The organism is Amycolatopsis sp. cmx-11-12, from assembly GCF_046269425.1.
Classification (GTDB): domain Bacteria; phylum Actinomycetota; class Actinomycetes; order Mycobacteriales; family Pseudonocardiaceae; genus Amycolatopsis.
This window is the reverse complement of sequence record NZ_JADNQM010000009.1, coordinates 277739-294389: the sequence shown is the minus strand read 5'-3', so window position 1 is coordinate 294389 and position 16651 is coordinate 277739. Positions and strand designations below refer to the sequence as shown.

Here is a 16651-nt window from a genome sequence, read left to right as displayed (position 1 = left end):
CGCCGTCGAATGCGGCATCAACCGGCTCAAACGCTACCGAGCCGTCGCCACCAGATACGACAAACTCGCCGTCCGCTACGACACCACCGTCACCATCGCCGCGATCAACGAATGGCTCTAACATCTGAAACAGGCCCTAGAGCGTGTCGCCCAAATGGGCAGAGGGGCGCACGGCAGACTGTCCGGGTTACGGCTTCACGATACCGGGCCTTGTCGGACGAGCAGTGGAAGCGGATCGAGCCGTTGCTACCCGCGAATGCCGGTCGGCGAGGGCACCCGTTCAGTGACAACCGCGGGGTAATCGAGGAGGTCATCTACCGGTCCCGCACTGGATCGCGTTGCGTGATCTGCCACGCGAAGAGTTCGGACCGTGGAGGACAGTCTGGAAGCGGCAACGCCGGTATGCCGGCGACGGGACGTAGGACCAGGTCCTGGCCCGTCTGCGGGCCGAGGCGATCACCGCCGATCAGGTCGACTGGAACGTGTCGCCGAACGCGACGACCAACTGTGCACATCAGCACCGCACGAACACGACCTGCCCGGACCAGGACACAGGGGCGACGTCGAATCACACGCCGCCCCCGGTTGGGTTCGTCCACCACCCGCTCGAGGGTGAGCGCGAGCCTGCCGGTCACCACATCGGGCACTCACGCGGCGGGCTGACGACGAAGGCCCACGCCGCGGTGGACAGCAGGGCGCCCGCTTCCCGTGGTGGCCACCGGCGGACAACGCGACGACGGGACGATGCTCCAAGACGCCCTGGCCGATATCCGCGTCGCCCGACTGGGGCCGGGGCGTCTCCGCACCCGACCTGACGCGGTCATCACCGACCGCGCCTACGCCAGCGGCAGGTCCCGACGGATGCTCACCGACCGCGGGATCAAGGCGGGCATCCTGCGGAAGAAGGACGAGACGGAAGCAGCTCGGGCAAACGCGTCCGATATGCCAGCGCTCAGGGTAGTTTCGTCGTCTCGCCTCAGTACTGTACTTCCACCCACTTGCCAGGCTCATTGGCCAGTATCCGAGGAGCGAAGCACGGCCTCGTCGACCCACTTGGGGTGTCGCGGAAACTCGCGCTAGCCTACCCGGGTAGACCCGCATTTTACCTAGTTCGGTGATCGCGAGAACGCACAAGTAGATCTACCATCAACATGGCGTCAACGAATGTCTGGACCGCGTTGAGCAGACCTCAGACCAAGACACGGCCAGGCAACGGCAACTGCATGCATTTGCAAGCGGCCCAGAATCGGTCCAGAGATCCATTGTGGACGTTCACGACAGCTAACACACCAGGTCAACGGGGCACTCAGACGACGGCCTGCGCCAAACTTCGCTTAGTGCGACATGATCCCGAACGCCGAGCACTGGCGGGTTTCCGTGCACGAGGCACAGGAATTGCAGCACGTGATCATGGGCTACCTGCCGGGCTACGCGACCCCTCGCATCGTGTGCGACGTTCCCTACGTGGGGAAGCGGTGGGTGCACCAGCTCGCAGAGTACGACCGCGAGTTGGGCATCTCCTACTGGACCAAGAACTACCGGACCGGGATCGAACACGAGGACCCGGAAGCCTTGCAGCGTCGCTACCCCTACTACGACCCGATCTCGACCCTCCCCGAAGCGGGCCAGCGCTGGTGGCGCGACCAGCCCCCGACGGCCTGACCGGCCAGCCCGTCAGGTAGGTCTCAGAGGGGGCGTTTAGGCTCATGTGCGAGCTTCAAATGTCCCTCCGTCGTACCGGCTGTTTGTGCTGGTCAGGGCCGGTTGCGACCGGACCTCAAACGGCCCAGAATTCCACAGTGGACAGTCGGGCGGCCCGGAAGCTAACCCGAGTGAGTCACTCAACGGCATGCCGCCCAACCGTATCCCGACCCTTTCTTGTCGCATTCTTCACGCGAGGTCATAAGGAGACGTCGAGGAGTTTCTCGATTCGGCACTGCGAATTCCTTTCATCAAGGTAAAAGTGTATGGCGCGAATGTAAGTTTCTGATCGACTATCACTGCTCCATTGATTACTGACGGCTGTTTCGTCACAGTCCGCCAGGGCCGTGGACCTGCGGCAAGAGCCCGACCGTCGCCGCGCCAGGGCGGGGCGACGTGGGTGATACCTGCGGGTATCAATCATATTTTGTGGGTGGCCGAGAATCGGGTGCCTCGCGTTCCGAGACGGAACTTCGCCCGTCGATGCTACGTCGGTACTCCGACAAGACCATCAGCTGCTACCGCGCCTGCCTCGCGCACTACCAGCACTGGTGCCACATCCGCAGCTACCAAACCGGCACGACCGCGATCACGACCGCCAAGCTCCTCGTGTACGTCGGCGACCAGATCACCCGCTGGGACGACACCCGCGACCAGGACACCGAGGACTACCCCAAGTACCGGCCCGACGCCATCCGCCAGACCACCAGGACCGCGCCGCGATTCCCCGCCCGGTTCCCGACGACGGCCGCGAGCGGCCATGACCACCCGCGAAAAGGATCTCGCGCTGGCAAAGCGAGTTAGGCCCCGCCCGTCCGATCTGGACAGGCGGGAGCATTTCGCGGAGTGGGCTCGGACCTTGAAGTTACTGCTCCGTGTCCGGTGGGCCCAGCGTCGGTACCGGCGTCGTCGCGAGCAACCGCCACGGGCGTCACCTGCGGCTCGGCGCGACCGAGTACGTGCAGCTGCGCGACGAACGAGGTCACCAGGGTGATCAGCGTGGCGAGCGCCGCGACGATGTTGTCGAGCAACGTCGCCTGCGCGGCGTTGTCGGCCAAGGCAAACGGACAGCAAAGTATCGGCAAAGCGAAGGCGGACAACCTTGTTCTCAGCGGCGGGAAACAACCCGCTGGTTGAGAAAGGCAACGAGATGAGCTTCGTGAAGAAGACGGGCACCATCACCGCGCTGACCGGCGCGATCCTCGGCGGCGCGCTGCTGAGCGCCGCCCCCACGATCGCCGCTCCCGTCTCCACCGACGGTGTCGTGGTCATTCAGGGGGGCTGCGGGGAAACGAAGAATCCGACCGTCGGCGGCGGCGCGGCTGGCTGGACCATCACCTGCGGCGCCGGCAAGATCCGTGTCCAGGGCTGGGTCAAGGACACGGACGCCGACGGCAAGGCCGCCGAGGTCTACGGCTCCTGGGGCTACGACAACGCCAGCTTCGGCACCGTCCGAGCGGGCGGCGAAGGCACCAAGAAGACCTTCGACAAGTCGCACAAGGGGACGACGGTCTACCTGTACCTCCGCGTCATCTGACGCATCCGACCTGGTCGAACAACGCGGGGGCCGGTGACATACCGGCTCCCGCCTACCGGCTCACCGGGCTCCAGCCCGACGGCATCCTGCTGCCGCCCGCGCGGGCGGCAACTGACCAGAACCGGTACGTCCCGGCTTTTGTCCTGGTGTTGACCAGTTTCTGTCGTGCAATACCGGTCCGGGCACGCCGATGATGATCGTCATGACCACCTCGACGACGGAGCGGTCGTGGTGTCGGCGGCCGCGCGGAAGGCCTGGTGCTGCCGCCTGCAAGCCCCCTGGACTCCTACGCCGCGGTGTGCGAGGCCCTGGAAACCGCCGCGCGCCTGCGGGACATGCCGATCACGGCCGTGGTCCGGGGCAGCGCCGGCGACGTCACCGAGAGCGTGCTGCTGTGCGACCTGAGCGCGCGATTCGGCACACCGGAGATCTCCCGCTACGAGGATCTGGTGGACCTGCTCACCGCGGCGACCGGATGGCGCCGCCGCCCGCCCCGAGCCGTTGCCGGGGATCGTGATCCCGCTCGGTCTGCGCCGCGGCTACCTCAAGGTCGCGCCAGTGCACCCGTCGCGTGGCTGCCGGCGGCGACGGACAAACGCCGCCCCGAAGGGTTCGCGGGTTCACCGAATTCGCCGGCCGGGCCACCATCCACCTCACCCTGCGCCAATGCGGTAGTTGCGTGCGCAAGGATCGTGTGGTTTGAGCAACGACCGGATAGGGAAGCATGGGACCATGTCGAGTCCCGTGGAGGAACAGGCTGTCCCGTCGGAACACCAGCGTCGGCGCAGACGCTGGGTAGCAGAGCACGCTGGAGTGCTGACCGTTGCCTCGGCCGCGGTTTTCGGCGCGATGGGTGTGTTGTACGGCTCCTGGACAGACGCTGATGTCAGTTGGCTGAACCCGGTGGTGGCAGGTGTCATCGGAGTGGTGTTCGGCGGGCTGCTCGGTTACGGCGCGTCCACGGAAGCTCGCGAGTCGCAGCCGAAGGGCGTGCGCCGAGTGGTGGTCATCGTCGGAGCGGTGCTTTGTGCCGCGGTGGTCCTGGGTATGTGGTACCTCCGCCACCAGACGCTCTACTGAGGGGAAGACAAGGTGGCAGGTCGGGTGGCTCCCGATACCTGCTGCCGCAAAGGTTTCTGCTCGAAGATCACCACGTCTAGCGGGCATCCTTTGTGGACAGTAGTTCAGGGGAACCGTCCGCGCCGCCGAACACCAGCTCGTCGTGCCGACGGCACAGCAGCCGGACCTTGCGTCGCCGTCCGGCTCGATCCGCTTGGCCTCACAGGAGGGCTCCGACTCGGCGCGTTCACCTGTGTCCAGCGCACTCCGGGGATTCCGTCCGGTTATTCGGATCTTCGTGGCCGCCGCCGATATCCGAGAAGCGGCCGGCGCCTTGATCGGGCGCCGGCCGCGGACGGGACGGTCAGCCGCGGGCGACCTCGCTGGCCGTGGTGAACTCGTATCCTTGCGCTCGCAGGCCGAGGACGACCGTGTTCAGGTGTTCCACCGGCAGGAACGGGTGGAAGAAGAAGCTGGCCACGTTGTCGCGGACCACTTTGGACTTCGCACTGTCGGCGAGCAAGTCTGCGGGCAGCCGGGCCGGGTGCTGATTGAACGGCTCCGGCGCGACGTGGTCCAGGTTCTCGGGTATCACTACCGCACCGTAGACATCCCTTACCGGGTAAGGGAAGTACTGACCGTACTTGTTCTGATAGGACACCGTCGAGGTGGAGCCGCAGGCACCGCGCGGGCAGTATCCCGCGTAATAGCTGCCCTGGTCGTAGCGCGCCGCGAAGTGGGAACTGACCTCCTTGTAGTCCACCGCGGAACCGCCGTAGTGCGGGAACTCGAACACTTCCGGCTCGGGCAGCCCGACCCGGCGGAACTCGCCGAGCCCGGTGGCGATACGCCCTCGGAACCATTCCGCGGAATCGCCGGGGACCGGGCCGGTCTCGACGACGTGGTTGTTCTTGTCGACGATCGCCGTGTAGAACTCGTAGTCCGCCGCGCTCGCCCCGCCGTAGGGGTTCGCCAGCTCTTCGAACTGGTGGCTGTAGCCGTGCATGATCAACGTCGCGCCGCGCCGGATCGCGTGGTGCAGCGCGTCCACCAAGGCCGGGCTGTCCACGAGCCGCGCGAAGGTCGGCCTGCCGCCGTTCGCCACACCATGCGGGTCCGCGTAGTACGGATAAACCGCGAGAGAGAACGGAACCCCTTGCCCGCCCAGGAGATCGGCGATCCGGCGGATCTGGCCGGGGTCGGTGCGCGGGCCGATGTCCTCGATCCGCACCAGCGCACGGTGCCGTTCCACGGTCTTCGGAGCGAGCGTGCCGAGCAGGATGTCGGCGGCGGCGAGGTACCGGTCCCCCTCGTTGACGTAGGAGAACGGCGCCTCGGCGAGGTAGGTGAAGGTTCCCGAGCGCATCGCCCACGGCGCGTGCTCCCCCTCCGTGCCGTGGTCCGCGAGCACTTCGTTGACCGCAGGGTTTTCCCGCCGCACCAACGGAACCGAGCCGATCTGGGGGTTGCGCTCGAGCGACACGTTCTTGTAGCGGACTTCGGTCGGCGAGGTCGGCGTGCGGCCCACCGGCGTCCAGCCCCATCGCGCAGTGATGCCCGGGTCGTGCTCCACCAGGCGATGTACGTTCTCGCCAAGCCAGACGACCGGCACCTTCGCGGCCGCCACATCCGCGAGCAGTGCGGCGGGCAGCGCCGCCTCGCTGATCGAACCGACATAGACCAGCGCCTGGTATCCGCCGATCTCGCCCGCCTGGTAGTCGGCCGCGGCACGCATCGTCCAGCTGCCTGCCCGCGAGACCAGGTTCGCGGTCTGCATCGCGTACGCTTCGGCCATTCCGGCTTCGTCCGCGTTGGCGGCCGGGTCGGGCGCGTCCCGCTCACCCGCGTCATAGACCACCAGTGTCCGGTGGGCGCGGTTCCCGCCGGGGCCGGGGCTGCCGACTTCGCTGCCCATCGCCAGCCGGTCGCCGAGGGAAACCGGGGCGGCCGCGGGCGAAGCGAGTATCGCGTCGGCCGGGCGCGTGTATACGACCAGCATCACCAATCCGGTCGCGACGACGACGGCAAGCGCCGCGAACCGCAGCCCGGCGGGAGTTCGCCGTCGCCGGTGTTCCTTCCGGTTCCGGGTCATACCAGCACACCTCCCGACACCGCGGTGAACTCCTCCACCGGCTCGGTGCTCAGGCCGAGCAGCCTGGCCAGCGCACGCTCGGTACGCGACGCGGCCCTTCCGTCGCCGAACGGATTGCCGTTGCCCATCATGGCCGCCCTTGCCCGCGGGTCGGCGAGGAGTTCCGACGCCGTCCGCACGATCAGTTCGCGATCGGTGCCGACCAACCGCGCACAACCCGCGTGTACCGCTTCCATCCGTTCGGTGACCTCGCGCAGCACCAGCACGGGCACCCCGAAAGTAGGCGCCTCCTCCTGGATCCCGCCGGAGTCGGACAAGACCAGCGTGGCGGCCGCGAGCACACTGGCCAGTTCCTCGTACCGCAGCGGCTCGGTGACCACCACGCGCGGCTGGCCGCCCAGCTCGTCGTCGACCAGCTCGCGTACGGCCGGGTTCGGATGCGCGGGCAGGACCACGGACACGTCGGGGTGCCGGGCGACCAGTTCGGTGACCGCGCGCAGCACCTGCCGCAGGGGCTCACCCCAGGACTCGCGGCGGTGCGCGGTGACCAGCACCAGCCGCCCGCCGCGGGTGGCAGCCTCCACGGCCGCGGCGACCCGCTCGTCCCGATAGCCCACCGCCCCGCGATCGGCGATCGAGCGGATCGCGTCCACCGAGGTGTTGCCGGTGACCACGATCCGCTCGGCGGGGACCTGCTCACGAAGCAGGTTGCCGGCCGCGGCCGAAGTCGGCGGCAGATGCAAGGAGGCGGCTTGGGTGACCAACCGCCGGTTCAGCTCTTCCGGGAACGGCGCGGCCAGATCGAACGAGCGCAGACCGGCCTCCAGATGCACCACCGGGACCTGCCGCCAGAACGCGGCGAGCGTACCGGCCAGTGTGGTCGTGGTGTCGCCCTGGACCACCACCGACGCGGGCGGTTCTCGATCGGCCAGCGCGTCCAGGCCGGTCAGCATCTGGCCGAGCAGCTCGGGCTGGCCGCCGTCACGGCGGTGCAGCGGCAGCGTGACGTCCGCGCGGACACCGAACGTCTCCAGTGCCTGGTCGACCATCGTCGGATGCTGCCCGGTGGCGATCAGGTAGGGCTCCATCCGCCCGGCCGCGGCGATCGCTTCGGCGACCGGCGCCAGTTTGATCGCCTCCGGCCGGGTCCCCATCACCAGCCACACCCGCGGCCGCGTCACTTCGGCTTCCCGTTGATTCCACACCATTACTCCCCCAAGGTTCGAACATTATTTTCAGCGATTCCACGCACTTCGCATGATCATTTGTGCGGGCCACTGTGACCGATGCGACGCAGAGTTGTTCTGTCCGGTTCCCGCCGACTTTCCTCACCCGATCGAGGGAACCGGGGCACGACTCTTCACGTCGTAGTCGACGATGCGGGATCGGCCGGGGGCCCGACGCATCACGCACAATCCTTGACACACAAGGAATTGAGCACTTCTGGCTTAATTGGGGGAGAAATGTCTGTGATCCGGATCGGACCGGCAGTCGGCGCGACGGCGACCATGGGACTCGCCGCGGGGGCCGGCGCCTGGCTGCCGCTGTCACTCGCCGCGTTCATTCTGTTGCTTTTCGCCGCTCGTTCGATCCTCGTGCGAATCGCACCCGCGCCGGAAAGGGGGAAGTAGCGAAATGGAGACCAGCCTGTCCGTCATCGCCACCATCATGGTCGGCGTGCTGATCTGGTGGCCGTTGCAGAACCTCGTACTGGCGGTGTTCGCCTGGCGGTCCCCGCAACGACCACGCAGTGTGCGCCGGACGCCGGATCCGGTGCCGTTCTGGATCGTCATCCCTGCGCTGAACGAAGAACGCGTCATCGCGAACACGGTGCGCAACGCGCTGGCGACCGGAACCCGGTACACGCCGGTCCGCGTCGTCGTCGTGGACGACGCCTCCGACGACGCGACGCCGCACATCCTCGCCGGCATCAGGGATCCGCGGCTGCATGTGCTGCGCCGTGAACTGCCCATGGCCCGGCAAGGCAAGGGCGAGGGCCTGAACACGGCGTACCGCTACATCCTCGACATCGCCGGCAGGGAAGGCACGATCGAGCAGACGATCGTCGGGATCGTGGACGGTGACGGCCGGGGCAGCGAAGGGATGCTCGACGAGATCGCCGAACTGATGGCGGAGAAGTCGGTCGGTGCCGTGCAGTGCCGGGTGCGCATCCACAACCGGCACAAAACGCTGGCGCTGCTTCAGGATCTGGAATTCGGCGCCATCGCGGACTCCGCGCAGTCCCTGCGCGACCTGGTCGGCAGCGTCGGCCTGGGTGGCAACGGCCAGTTCACCCGGCTGTCCGTCCTCGCGCGGTTCCACCCTGGCCCGTGGTCGGCTTGTCTGGTCGAGGACCTGGAACTCGGTCTGCGCCTGCATTTGGACGGGATCCGCGTGCGCTACACGAAATCCGCATGGGTCACCCAGCAGGGACTGACCGACGTGAAACGGTTGCTGCGCCAGCGAACCCGGTGGGCACAGGGCAATCTGCAGTGCTTCCGGCACCTTCGCAGGCTGACCACGTCGCGGTTCGTCAGCGGCTTCGGTCTCGCCGACTTCCTGATCTACCTGCTCTCGCCCTGGCTGACCGTGCCCATGTCGCTGCTGCTGGTCGGGCTGGTCGCGGCGTCCGCGGTGGCGCTGGCCACCGGGAGCACGCTGGGCGGGCTGGTGGCCACAGTGGACACACTGCCGACGTCGATCGGGATGCTGGTCGGGCTGGCCATGCTGCCGAGTCTGCTCTGGGGACTGGTCTACTGGGTCCGGCTCCGCGACGAGAACATCCTGCGGTGCCTGTTCGCCGGACTGCTCTACCCGTGGTTCCTGGCACTGGGCATCATCGCGACGTGGCGCGCGCTGTTCCGGCTGATGTCCGGGCGCAACGGCTGGGCCAAGACCGAACGGCTGTCCGAGGACGGCGAGCCCGTGCCGCCGATGCCGGTTCCGATGGCACCCGCCTCGGTCTCGCAGCCCGCACCACTCCCGCGACCGTGGCCAACCACCCCACCGGCGGTGATCGATCCCAGTGTCACCCAGCCGATTCCCGCGACGGTCCTGGCCGCCGCCGAGCCGACCCGGCCGGTCCCGCACCCACTGGCCGAAACCGAACCGACCCAGCGACTGGAGCGGGTGTGATGGCAGGCCAGCACCGGCGTCGCCCGAAACGGAACAAGATCGTTCTCGCCCTCGCGGCCGCCGTGCTGGCTCTCGTCGCCGCCTCCGCCATCGACCGCGGCGGCTCCGCGAAGGAGTCTTCCGCCGGGTGGTACGTGACCGTGTACTACACCGCTGTCGAGTCGCATCACGACGAAGACCCGGTGCCGGTCACCGGCTGCCTGGTGATCGACTGTGAGCGCGGTGAAGACCGGCTCGGCAACTACCCCGAAGACTTCGTACAGGCCGTCGAAGACGAAGGCACCGGCCGTATCGTCAGCGGCCGTCACGCCGGCCGCTACTTGAACTGGTCGCACGACACCGGCTTCTGGCTGGACAACGCACCCCGCGACAGCCACGGCCGCCCACTGGAGCCGTTCGTCTCCGCCGCAGCGGATCCGGCCGTCCTCGTCGACGGCCGGGAGCTGCGGATCACCGGCTGCGGCACCGCGGAGGACGGTACGGCGATCGACGCGGGGGTCTGCGACCGGCTGCGTTCCGCCTCCTGGCGGATCATGGACGAGTTCACGCCGGGACTCGGCGGCGACCGGCACATCGACGTTTACCTCGGCGAGGAAACCGGGCCGGATTTCACTTCCGATCCGCTGTACTCGTCGCTGCACAACGCCACGCTGGACCTTCTCACGACCTCGAATGACGACGATCAATAGCCTCCTCACGACAGACGACGGGGCCTTGATCGATCAGAAGGCGAGGACACCGTGAGCGGAGCCAAGAAAGCGTTACCGCACAGGGTGATCACGGTGGCGGCTGCCGCACTGCTGGCGGCAGGCATCTCGATCAGAGGTGTCCGCCGCACAGGGCGGCGAAATCCTCGTCTCGGATTGGTCGCCGTACTGGCAGAACGGTATCGAGGTGATCATCCGGCAATCCACCGGCACCTGCACGCACTACGCGCACCTGAACCGGGCCATCTACAACGCGGGCACCTGGGTCCCGCAGGGCCGGATCATCGGCTGGTCGGGCCGCACCGGGGCGGCCACCGACCATCACCTGCACTTCCAGGTGATCAACTGCTCCACCCGCGTCGGCCTCCCCGCCACCCTCCAGGGCGGTACCCCGGGACCGGTTCCCGGCCGGTGAGCGTCAACACCAAGGCCTGACCGGATGACAGCCAGACCTAACAAATCACCGATCGTCGACGGACCGCCCTTCTTACCCAGAAATCGGTTCCAAGGACATCCGCACCACCTACAGCGAACGGCACTTCGCTCTTTTCCGAGGACTCACGCGGTGTCCGTGACCGGGCGGCCCGCGTCCGCGAAACAGTTCCTTGTGGACATTCGCCGCACACCGATCTGGCCCGTGGCGGCGTGGCACTGGATGTGCCGCGAAAGCCACTCCCGCACTGTTGCAGGTTGCGAAAGTGGCTTTCGCGGCACGCCCCGAAATCACGCCACGTTTGACCTTCGGCTCACTAGCTCGCCTGCTGCTCGGCGATCCAGTTCTGGTACACCGTCACGTCGGTCCAGATGCCCAGACCGCTCGCGCACTTCGGGTCCGCGTCACCATCGCGGCTGGTGGCACCGACCAGTTCCCACTCACCCGGCCTGCCCTTGATCTGCGGTCCGCCCGAGTCGCCGTAGCAGCCCATCGAGTCCGGCGTTTCGGAACCGGTGCAGATTTCCTTGCCCGTGGCCATATTGCGGCAATCCTCCGCCGGCATGACCTTGGTGTCCAACTCCTGGAGGATCTCCGGTGCACCACAGTTCTGGTCGGCGCAGTGCTCACCCCAGCCGAGGATCCGGGTCGCCGTTCCCGCGTCGCCCGCGGCCCCGGCGATCTTGATCGGCTGCTCGGTCACCGGTTTGTCCAACTGCACCAGCGCGATGTCTCCGCCCGGTGGCTTTTGCCTGGCGAAGTCCGGGTGCACGATGATCCGGCTGACGCCGGCCTCGGTGCCCCCGCTGTTGTGCTGCCGCGCCCCGATCCTGGTCCTGATCTGCTCCGGCCGCGATCCCTGCACGCAGTGCGCCGCGGTCACCACCCAGCTTTCGCTGATCAGCGAGCCGCCGCAGAAGTGCTTCCCGCCCTCCTGCAACGACACCATGAACGAGTAGTCCTCGGTGGCGTCGTGCCCGCCGATGACATAGGGCGTCGGCCCGTCAGCCGCCGCGGCGGCTGACGGGCCCAGCACCGCTCCCGCCGCAGCCAACCCGACCGCCAGTATGCCTGTTTTGCGAAACATTATCGTGATCTCCCCGTAGACGACGAATTACTGACAGTCGTCACGCTATGGGGTGATGATCACAGCCGGATCGGCTCATCGGCCGGGTGTGCATCGGCCATATGGCCGACCCAGCGTGACACCGCGCCACACGATAGTGGCCGGGTCGAACACCGGCGGCGGGCGGTCATGGAGGTCCGTGGAGGAGCCGACGAAGGCAGGACGCCTAGCCTCTGGGAGGACACCCCGGGACATTGACCGGCCCGGACGCGGCCGTCGCGAGTGATTGGCCAGACTGCCCGCATGCGTGTCTTCCCCACTTCCCCACGTGCCCGCAAGGGCATAGTGTTCGGCCTCATCGCCACGGTCGTGCTGGCGGCGTCGGCCTACGGCCTCGACCTACTGGTCAACGCACGGACCTTCCAGTTCTACGGCGGCCTCACCCACCGGGTCGACGTGCCGGACAAGGTCGTGGCGCTCACCTTCGACGACGGGCCGGATCCGGCGGGCACCGTGGAACTTCTCGACGGCCTGGCCACCGCCGGAGTGTCCGCCACCTTCTACCTGACCGGCAGGGAACTCGAGCGGCACCCGGACCTCGGCACGCGGATCGCCGCCGCCGGCCACGAACTCGGCAATCACTCCTACTCCCACGAGCGGATGGTCTTCGTGTCAGCCGAAACGGTGGCTACCGAGATCGAGCGGACCGACGCGCTGATCCGCCGGACCGGCTACCGCGGTGAGATCACCTTCCGCCCGCCCAACGGCAAGAAGCTGCTGGCGCTGCCGCGCTACCTCGACGAACATCAGCGGCAGACGATCATGTGGGACGTCGAACCGGACTCCTACCCCGACGTGGCCGCCAGTGCCTCCGGCATCGTCGAGCACACCGTCGAGCAAGTCCGGCCGGGTTCGATCGTCCTGTTGCACGGGATGTATCAGAGCCGGGCCACGACCAGGCAGGCGGTGGTCCCGCTGGTCGAGCAGCTGCGCGGGCTCGGCTACCGGTTCGTCACGGTGTCGGAGTTGCTGGCCGCCGGGCCGAATCCAGACTAGATCGGCGGCCTGCGACAAGACTGCGACGTTTCCGGGACTGGTAGCCGACACCGGGGCGGCACGTTCGGGAGCATGACGAACTTCGAACAGGCCCCGGTGGTACGCGCGGTCACCGGACGCGGGACGCACGTCCCCGCACTGGACGGGTTGCGTGGTATCGCGATTCTTGGCGTCCTGCTGTTCCACACCGACCATCTGCCCGGTGGTTTCCTTGGGGTGGACCTGTTCTTCACCTTGTCCGGCTACCTCATCACCGATCTGATCCTGCGTGAGGTCGAGGCGACCGGAACGGTGTCACTGGTCGCTTTCTGGGGCCGCCGGATCCGGCGGTTGCTTCCCGCGCTGGCGGCCATGCTCGCCGTGGTCACCGTCCTGATCTGGTTGGCGGCGCCATCGGACGTGGTGCGGACCACGCTCGCGGACGGTCCCTGGGTGCAACTGAACCTGGTCAACTGGCACCTGCTCGCGGAGTCGTCCGGGTACTGGGACCGCTTCGGCTCGGCCCGGGTCTTCGAGCATCTGTGGAGCATCGCGGTGGAGGAGCAGTTCTATCTGGTGTGGCCGGTGCTGCTGTTGCTCTTGGCCCGGAGTGGACAGCGGCGGGTCGCCGTGGTCGCGCTCGTGGTCTCGGTGGTCTCTCTGATCCTGATGATCACGCTGCTGACGCCGGCCGACCCGACCCGGGTCTACACCGGCACCGACACGCGAGCGTTCTCTTTGCTGCTGGGCGCGATGGTCGCCACCAGGCCGGTGCGTGACGTGCTGGCTCGGTTGACCACCCGGACAGCGGGAAGGCTGCTGGCGTCCTTGGCCGTCGGCATCGGTGTGCTGTGGTGGTTCGCCGAGGGTGTGGGCTCGCCGTGGCTGTTCACCGGCGGGCTCTTCGCGCACTCGCTGGCCGCGGCGGTGCTGATCGCGTTGTGTGTCCGGGCGCCGGGAACGGCGCTCGCCAAGATCCTTGCCTGGCGGCCGATCCGCTGGATGGGGCTGATCTCCTACAGCCTCTATCTGTGGCACTGGCCCGTTTTCGTGCTGCTTTCCGAGCAGTGGACCGGGCTGGGCGGGTGGCCTCGGACCGTACTGGTGTGCGCCCTGTCGATCGCTTTGGCCGCATTGTCGAAGTATTCGGTCGAAGACCCCATCCGGTTTCGCGCGAAGTGGGCGCGGGGCCGGAGCGGGGTGCTCGCGTTCGCGGCGGTCATGGTCGTCCTCGCCCTGCTGTGGCTGGCCCTTCCCGCTCCGGCACCACCCGGCATCGACATCACCAGGCTCGGCTGATCACGTGTTCAGCGGGCAGGTCCGCTGAAGCTCCGATTCCGGCGTGGGCTGGGTGAAACTGATCTGTACCTTGGTGTCCCTCGATCCGCCGCTCTGCACGTGGACGCCCAGCGCCGTGCACACGACTTGGTCGATACCCAGCGGCGTGACATCGCGGTCGGTCAGCGGCACCAGCAGCCGGATGAGGCCGGGTTCGGTGCTCACCAACACCCGGGTGACCGGCGTCGCCGCGATCTCCGTGCGCTGATCCGAGCTACCGGGACCGGTGAGCAGCAGCGAGATCGCTTCGGCGATCGTGCCGAGTCGCCCGGTCTCCCTCAGCTGTGGCCGAAGCTGATCGTGCGCATCGACGAAGTACAGCGTGACCCCGGGTGCGACACCGGTCGGGGCGTCACCTTCGGCGGCGGGTCCGGAAGGTTCGACTCCGCAGCTCGCCAGCAGCAGGGCCAGCGCGGCAAGCCCGATTCGCTTCACCGGTCCTCCAGGTTCCGTGGCAGCCGCAGCTCGAACCGCGCACCGCCGTCGATGGTGTCGTCCGCGGTGAGATCGCCGCCGTGCAGGCGCGCGTTTTCGCGTGCGATCGCCAATCCGAGCCCGCTCCCCGGAGTTCGTGTGCGCGCGGTGTCCGCCTTGTAGAAGCGGTCGAACACCTTCGGCAGTACGTGCTCCGGCAGGCCGGGGCCGTGATCGGTCACCTCGATGCGGACCTGGTCCGGCAGAACCGAGACCCGCACGCGCACCGGTGGCGCACCATACCTCAGTGCGTTGCCGACCAGATTGGCCACGATGACGTCAAGTCGGCGACGGTCCAGCGGCAGCGAGATCTCCTCCGGCACCAGCAGCTCGACCTGCTCCAGCCAGCCCCGGGAACGGAGACAGTCCCGCACGGCGGCGGCGACATCTGTTTCCTCCCATCGCATCTGAGCGGTGCCGGCGTCGAACCGGGACACTTCCATCAGATCCTCGACCAGCCGGACCAGCCGGTGAGTCTCGGTGATCGCGAGCTGTGCGGATTCCCGGGCGTCCGCCTCCATCGTGTCCGCCGTCGCCGCCAGCACCTCCACCACCGCGGTCAGTGTGCTCAGCGGGGTGCGCAGTTCGTGGGAGACGTCCGCCGCGAACCGTTTGGCGTCGGCCTGCATACGCTGCATCGCCGCCATCGACGTCTGCAGCGACTCGGCCATCTCGTTGACGGTGACGGACAACTCGGCCAGTTCGTCGGCCCCCCGCGGTGGTGTGCGCGCATCGAGATCACCCGCTGCGAGCCGGCGCGCGGTGTCACGGAGCTTCCGCACCGGCCGCAGGACACTGCCTGCCGCGAGCAGCGCCACCAGCACCGCCAGCGGCAACGCCACCGCGGCGGTGACCGCCGCGGAGCGAGTGAGACGGTCGATCTGTTCCTCGACTCCGGTGAGATCATGCGCCGAGTACACCTCGATACCGGACGGGCTCCGGGTGCCGTCCGGCGCGGTGAGCATGATCGGCGTGCCGATCAGCAGCCATGGGGTCTCACCCGCGATGAGCCGTTGCGTGACCAGCCGTTTCTCGCCGCGCACCGCCGCGCGCAGTGAGTCCGTGCCGAGGTCGGTCCCGTGTTCGGACCGCAGGTTCTCGTAGGTGACCAGCGTGTTCGTGCCAAGGGCCGCGCGCAGCCGGTCGAGCGTGTCCTGAGTCGGCGGATAGGTGAGCTGAGGCGCGAACGCGGCGATCTGGCCGGTGAGGGTCCCGGCGAGCCGCTGCTCTGTGGTGGCCACCAGCGCGGCGCTCGCCGACCGGGCGCTGGACCAGGCCGCCGCGGCGGCCGCGATCACGGCTACCAGTACAAAGGCGACCAGCAGGCGGGCGCGAAGCCCACGCGGCAGCAGCCGTCCGGCACTCATACCGGCCCGAACCGGTAGCCGAACCCCCGGACGGTCTGCACGTACACCGGACTCGCCTGGTCGTCCTCGACCTTCGCCCGCAGTCGCTGCACACAGTTGTCGACCAGCCTGGAATCACCGAGATAGTCGTGCTCCCACACCTCTTCCAGCAACTGGCTACGGCTGAACACCCGGCCAGGCGCCCGGGACAAGGTCAACAGCAGGCGCATTTCCGTCGGTGTCAGCGAGACAGCCTCGCCACGCACGGACACCGAGAGCGCGGTGGTGTCGATCCGCAGGTCGCGGTGCACACGCACGCCTTCAGTGGGAGCGGCTCCACGGCGGAGTACCGCCCGGATCCGCGCGTCCAGCACGGTGGGCTGCACCGGTTTGATCACGTAGTCGTCCGCGCCGGCCTCCAGACCGCCCACGACATCGAAGTCGTCACCGCGCGCGGTCAGCATGATCACCGGCACCTCGCCGGCCGCCCGGATCCAGCGGCACACCTCGAATCCGTCGATCCCGGGCAACATCAGGTCGAGCACCACCAGATCCGGTGCGGACACACGGAACTTCTCCAGCCCGTCCTCGCCGGTATCGGCGGTCCGCACATCGTGTCCGTGCCTGGACAACGCCAGCTGAAGACCGCGCCGGACCAGCGGATCGTCTTCGATGAGCAATATTGCCACCACGTGTCCATTATGGACAGCTCCGGGCCGCCACACCGG

17 protein-coding genes and 2 pseudogenes are annotated in these 16651 nt (G+C 67.7%); 13 read left to right on the top strand and 6 right to left on the bottom strand.

The genetic code is table 11. From position 1 onward, the window contains the following. From ACLARN_RS15885 to ACLARN_RS15855, 7 genes and pseudogenes are all read left to right on the top strand, one after another. Positions 1-121: pseudogene (locus ACLARN_RS15885) on the top strand (IS5/IS1182 family transposase); the annotation flags it as partial. Then, positions 112-663: a transposase gene (locus ACLARN_RS15880; protein WP_409492159.1), complete on the top strand. Its 552-nt coding sequence runs from the start codon at positions 112-114 to the stop codon at positions 661-663. The pseudogene ACLARN_RS15885 and the gene ACLARN_RS15880, both read left to right, overlap by 10 nt. A 675-nt stretch (positions 664-1338) precedes the next feature. Further along, a pseudogene (locus tag ACLARN_RS15875) lies at positions 1339-1662 on the top strand (lysine 2,3-aminomutase); the annotation flags it as partial. A gap of 522 nt (positions 1663-2184) precedes the next feature. Further along, positions 2185-2505: a hypothetical protein gene (locus ACLARN_RS15870; protein WP_409492158.1), complete on the top strand. Its 321-nt coding sequence runs from the start codon at positions 2185-2187 to the stop codon at positions 2503-2505. Positions 2506-2691: 186 nt separating this feature from the next. Then, on the top strand, positions 2692-2838 hold the full coding sequence (locus ACLARN_RS15865) for a hypothetical protein (protein WP_409492157.1): 147 nt from the start codon (positions 2692-2694) through the stop codon (positions 2836-2838). 13 nt (positions 2839-2851) lie between these two features. Then, positions 2852-3238, top strand: a complete 387-nt coding sequence (locus ACLARN_RS15860; protein WP_409492156.1) for a hypothetical protein — start codon at positions 2852-2854, stop codon at positions 3236-3238. A 732-nt stretch (positions 3239-3970) separates the two neighbouring features. Next, positions 3971-4318: a hypothetical protein gene (locus ACLARN_RS15855; protein WP_409492155.1), complete on the top strand. Its 348-nt coding sequence runs from the start codon at positions 3971-3973 to the stop codon at positions 4316-4318. 343 nt (positions 4319-4661) lie between these two features. Here ACLARN_RS15855 and ACLARN_RS15850 read toward each other — a convergent pair whose 3' ends face one another. After that, entirely contained in the window at positions 4662-6389 is a 1728-nt protein-coding gene (locus ACLARN_RS15850; RefSeq protein WP_409492154.1) for a DUF2334 domain-containing protein, read from the bottom strand. Beyond that, entirely contained in the window at positions 6386-7597 is a 1212-nt protein-coding gene (gene wecB, locus ACLARN_RS15845) for a non-hydrolyzing UDP-N-acetylglucosamine 2-epimerase (protein ID WP_409492153.1), read from the bottom strand. The genes ACLARN_RS15850 and wecB overlap by 4 nt, the downstream gene beginning before the upstream one ends. Before the next feature lie 255 nt (positions 7598-7852). Here wecB and ACLARN_RS15840 point away from each other — a divergent pair, with 255 nt between their 5' ends. The 4 genes from ACLARN_RS15840 to ACLARN_RS15825 all read left to right on the top strand — a co-directional run bounded on the left by ACLARN_RS15840 (position 7853) and on the right by ACLARN_RS15825 (position 10646). Then, positions 7853-8020 carry a hypothetical protein gene (locus tag ACLARN_RS15840; protein ID WP_409492152.1) on the top strand — a complete coding sequence of 56 codons (168 nt, stop codon included), beginning with the start codon at positions 7853-7855 and terminating at the stop codon, positions 8018-8020. 4 nt (positions 8021-8024) lie between these two features. Further along, positions 8025-9524, top strand: a complete 1500-nt coding sequence (locus ACLARN_RS15835; RefSeq protein ID WP_409492151.1) for a glycosyltransferase — start codon at positions 8025-8027, stop codon at positions 9522-9524. Next, a complete protein-coding gene (locus ACLARN_RS15830; RefSeq protein ID WP_409492150.1) occupies positions 9524-10213 on the top strand; it encodes a hypothetical protein in 690 nt (229 codons plus the stop codon). Before ACLARN_RS15835 ends, ACLARN_RS15830 begins: the two co-directional genes overlap by 1 nt. A 136-nt stretch (positions 10214-10349) precedes the next feature. Further along, positions 10350-10646, top strand: coding sequence for a M23 family metallopeptidase (locus tag ACLARN_RS15825; protein WP_409492149.1), 297 nt, complete (start codon positions 10350-10352; stop codon positions 10644-10646). 334 nt (positions 10647-10980) lie between these two features. Here ACLARN_RS15825 and ACLARN_RS15820 read toward each other — a convergent pair whose 3' ends face one another. Then, entirely contained in the window at positions 10981-11751 is a 771-nt protein-coding gene (locus tag ACLARN_RS15820; protein WP_409492148.1) for a S1 family peptidase, read from the bottom strand. Positions 11752-12033: 282 nt separating this feature from the next. Here ACLARN_RS15820 and ACLARN_RS15815 point away from each other — a divergent pair, with 282 nt between their 5' ends. Both ACLARN_RS15815 and ACLARN_RS15810 read left to right on the top strand, forming a co-directional pair. Continuing rightward, a complete protein-coding gene (locus tag ACLARN_RS15815; protein WP_409492147.1) occupies positions 12034-12786 on the top strand; it encodes a polysaccharide deacetylase family protein in 753 nt (250 codons plus the stop codon). 72 nt (positions 12787-12858) lie between these two features. Beyond that, positions 12859-14064 carry an acyltransferase family protein gene (locus tag ACLARN_RS15810; RefSeq protein ID WP_409492146.1) on the top strand — a complete coding sequence of 402 codons (1206 nt, stop codon included), beginning with the start codon at positions 12859-12861 and terminating at the stop codon, positions 14062-14064. On the opposite strand, the gene ACLARN_RS15805 is transcribed toward ACLARN_RS15810, so the two are convergent. Genes ACLARN_RS15805 through ACLARN_RS15795 form a run of 3 tightly spaced genes read right to left on the bottom strand, consistent with a single transcriptional unit; the run spans position 14065 to position 16615 of the window. Next, positions 14065-14538 carry a hypothetical protein gene (locus ACLARN_RS15805; protein ID WP_409492145.1) on the bottom strand — a complete coding sequence of 158 codons (474 nt, stop codon included), beginning with the start codon at positions 14536-14538 and terminating at the stop codon, positions 14065-14067. Continuing rightward, positions 14535-15944 (bottom strand): ATP-binding protein, encoded by a 1410-nt coding sequence (locus ACLARN_RS15800; protein ID WP_409492144.1) that lies wholly within the window; start codon positions 15942-15944, stop codon positions 14535-14537. The genes ACLARN_RS15805 and ACLARN_RS15800 overlap by 4 nt, the downstream gene beginning before the upstream one ends. After that, positions 15941-16615: a response regulator gene (locus tag ACLARN_RS15795; protein ID WP_409492143.1), complete on the bottom strand. Its 675-nt coding sequence runs from the start codon at positions 16613-16615 to the stop codon at positions 15941-15943. The genes ACLARN_RS15800 and ACLARN_RS15795 overlap by 4 nt, the downstream gene beginning before the upstream one ends. Positions 16616-16651 lie beyond the last annotated feature (36 nt).

Bases quoted from the DNA above. Each gene is read 5' to 3' on its own strand.
- ACLARN_RS15880 (WP_409492159.1), top strand. From the start codon at position 112: ATGGCTCTAACATCTGAAACAGGCCCTAGAGCGTGTCGCCCAAATGGG.
- ACLARN_RS15870 (WP_409492158.1), top strand. From the start codon at position 2,185: ATGCTACGTCGGTACTCCGACAAGACCATCAGCTGCTACCGCGCCTGC.
- ACLARN_RS15860 (WP_409492156.1), top strand. From the start codon at position 2,852: ATGAGCTTCGTGAAGAAGACGGGCACCATCACCGCGCTGACCGGCGCG.
- ACLARN_RS15855 (WP_409492155.1), top strand. From the start codon at position 3,971: ATGTCGAGTCCCGTGGAGGAACAGGCTGTCCCGTCGGAACACCAGCGT.
- ACLARN_RS15850 (WP_409492154.1), bottom strand. From the start codon at position 6,389: ATGACCCGGAACCGGAAGGAACACCGGCGACGGCGAACTCCCGCCGGG.
- wecB (WP_409492153.1), bottom strand. From the start codon at position 7,597: ATGGTGTGGAATCAACGGGAAGCCGAAGTGACGCGGCCGCGGGTGTGG.
- ACLARN_RS15840 (WP_409492152.1), top strand. From the start codon at position 7,853: ATGTCTGTGATCCGGATCGGACCGGCAGTCGGCGCGACGGCGACCATG.
- ACLARN_RS15835 (WP_409492151.1), top strand. From the start codon at position 8,025: ATGGAGACCAGCCTGTCCGTCATCGCCACCATCATGGTCGGCGTGCTG.
- ACLARN_RS15830 (WP_409492150.1), top strand. From the start codon at position 9,524: ATGGCAGGCCAGCACCGGCGTCGCCCGAAACGGAACAAGATCGTTCTC.
- ACLARN_RS15820 (WP_409492148.1), bottom strand. From the start codon at position 11,751: ATGTTTCGCAAAACAGGCATACTGGCGGTCGGGTTGGCTGCGGCGGGA.
- ACLARN_RS15815 (WP_409492147.1), top strand. From the start codon at position 12,034: ATGCGTGTCTTCCCCACTTCCCCACGTGCCCGCAAGGGCATAGTGTTC.
- ACLARN_RS15810 (WP_409492146.1), top strand. From the start codon at position 12,859: ATGACGAACTTCGAACAGGCCCCGGTGGTACGCGCGGTCACCGGACGC.
- ACLARN_RS15800 (WP_409492144.1), bottom strand. From the start codon at position 15,944: ATGAGTGCCGGACGGCTGCTGCCGCGTGGGCTTCGCGCCCGCCTGCTG.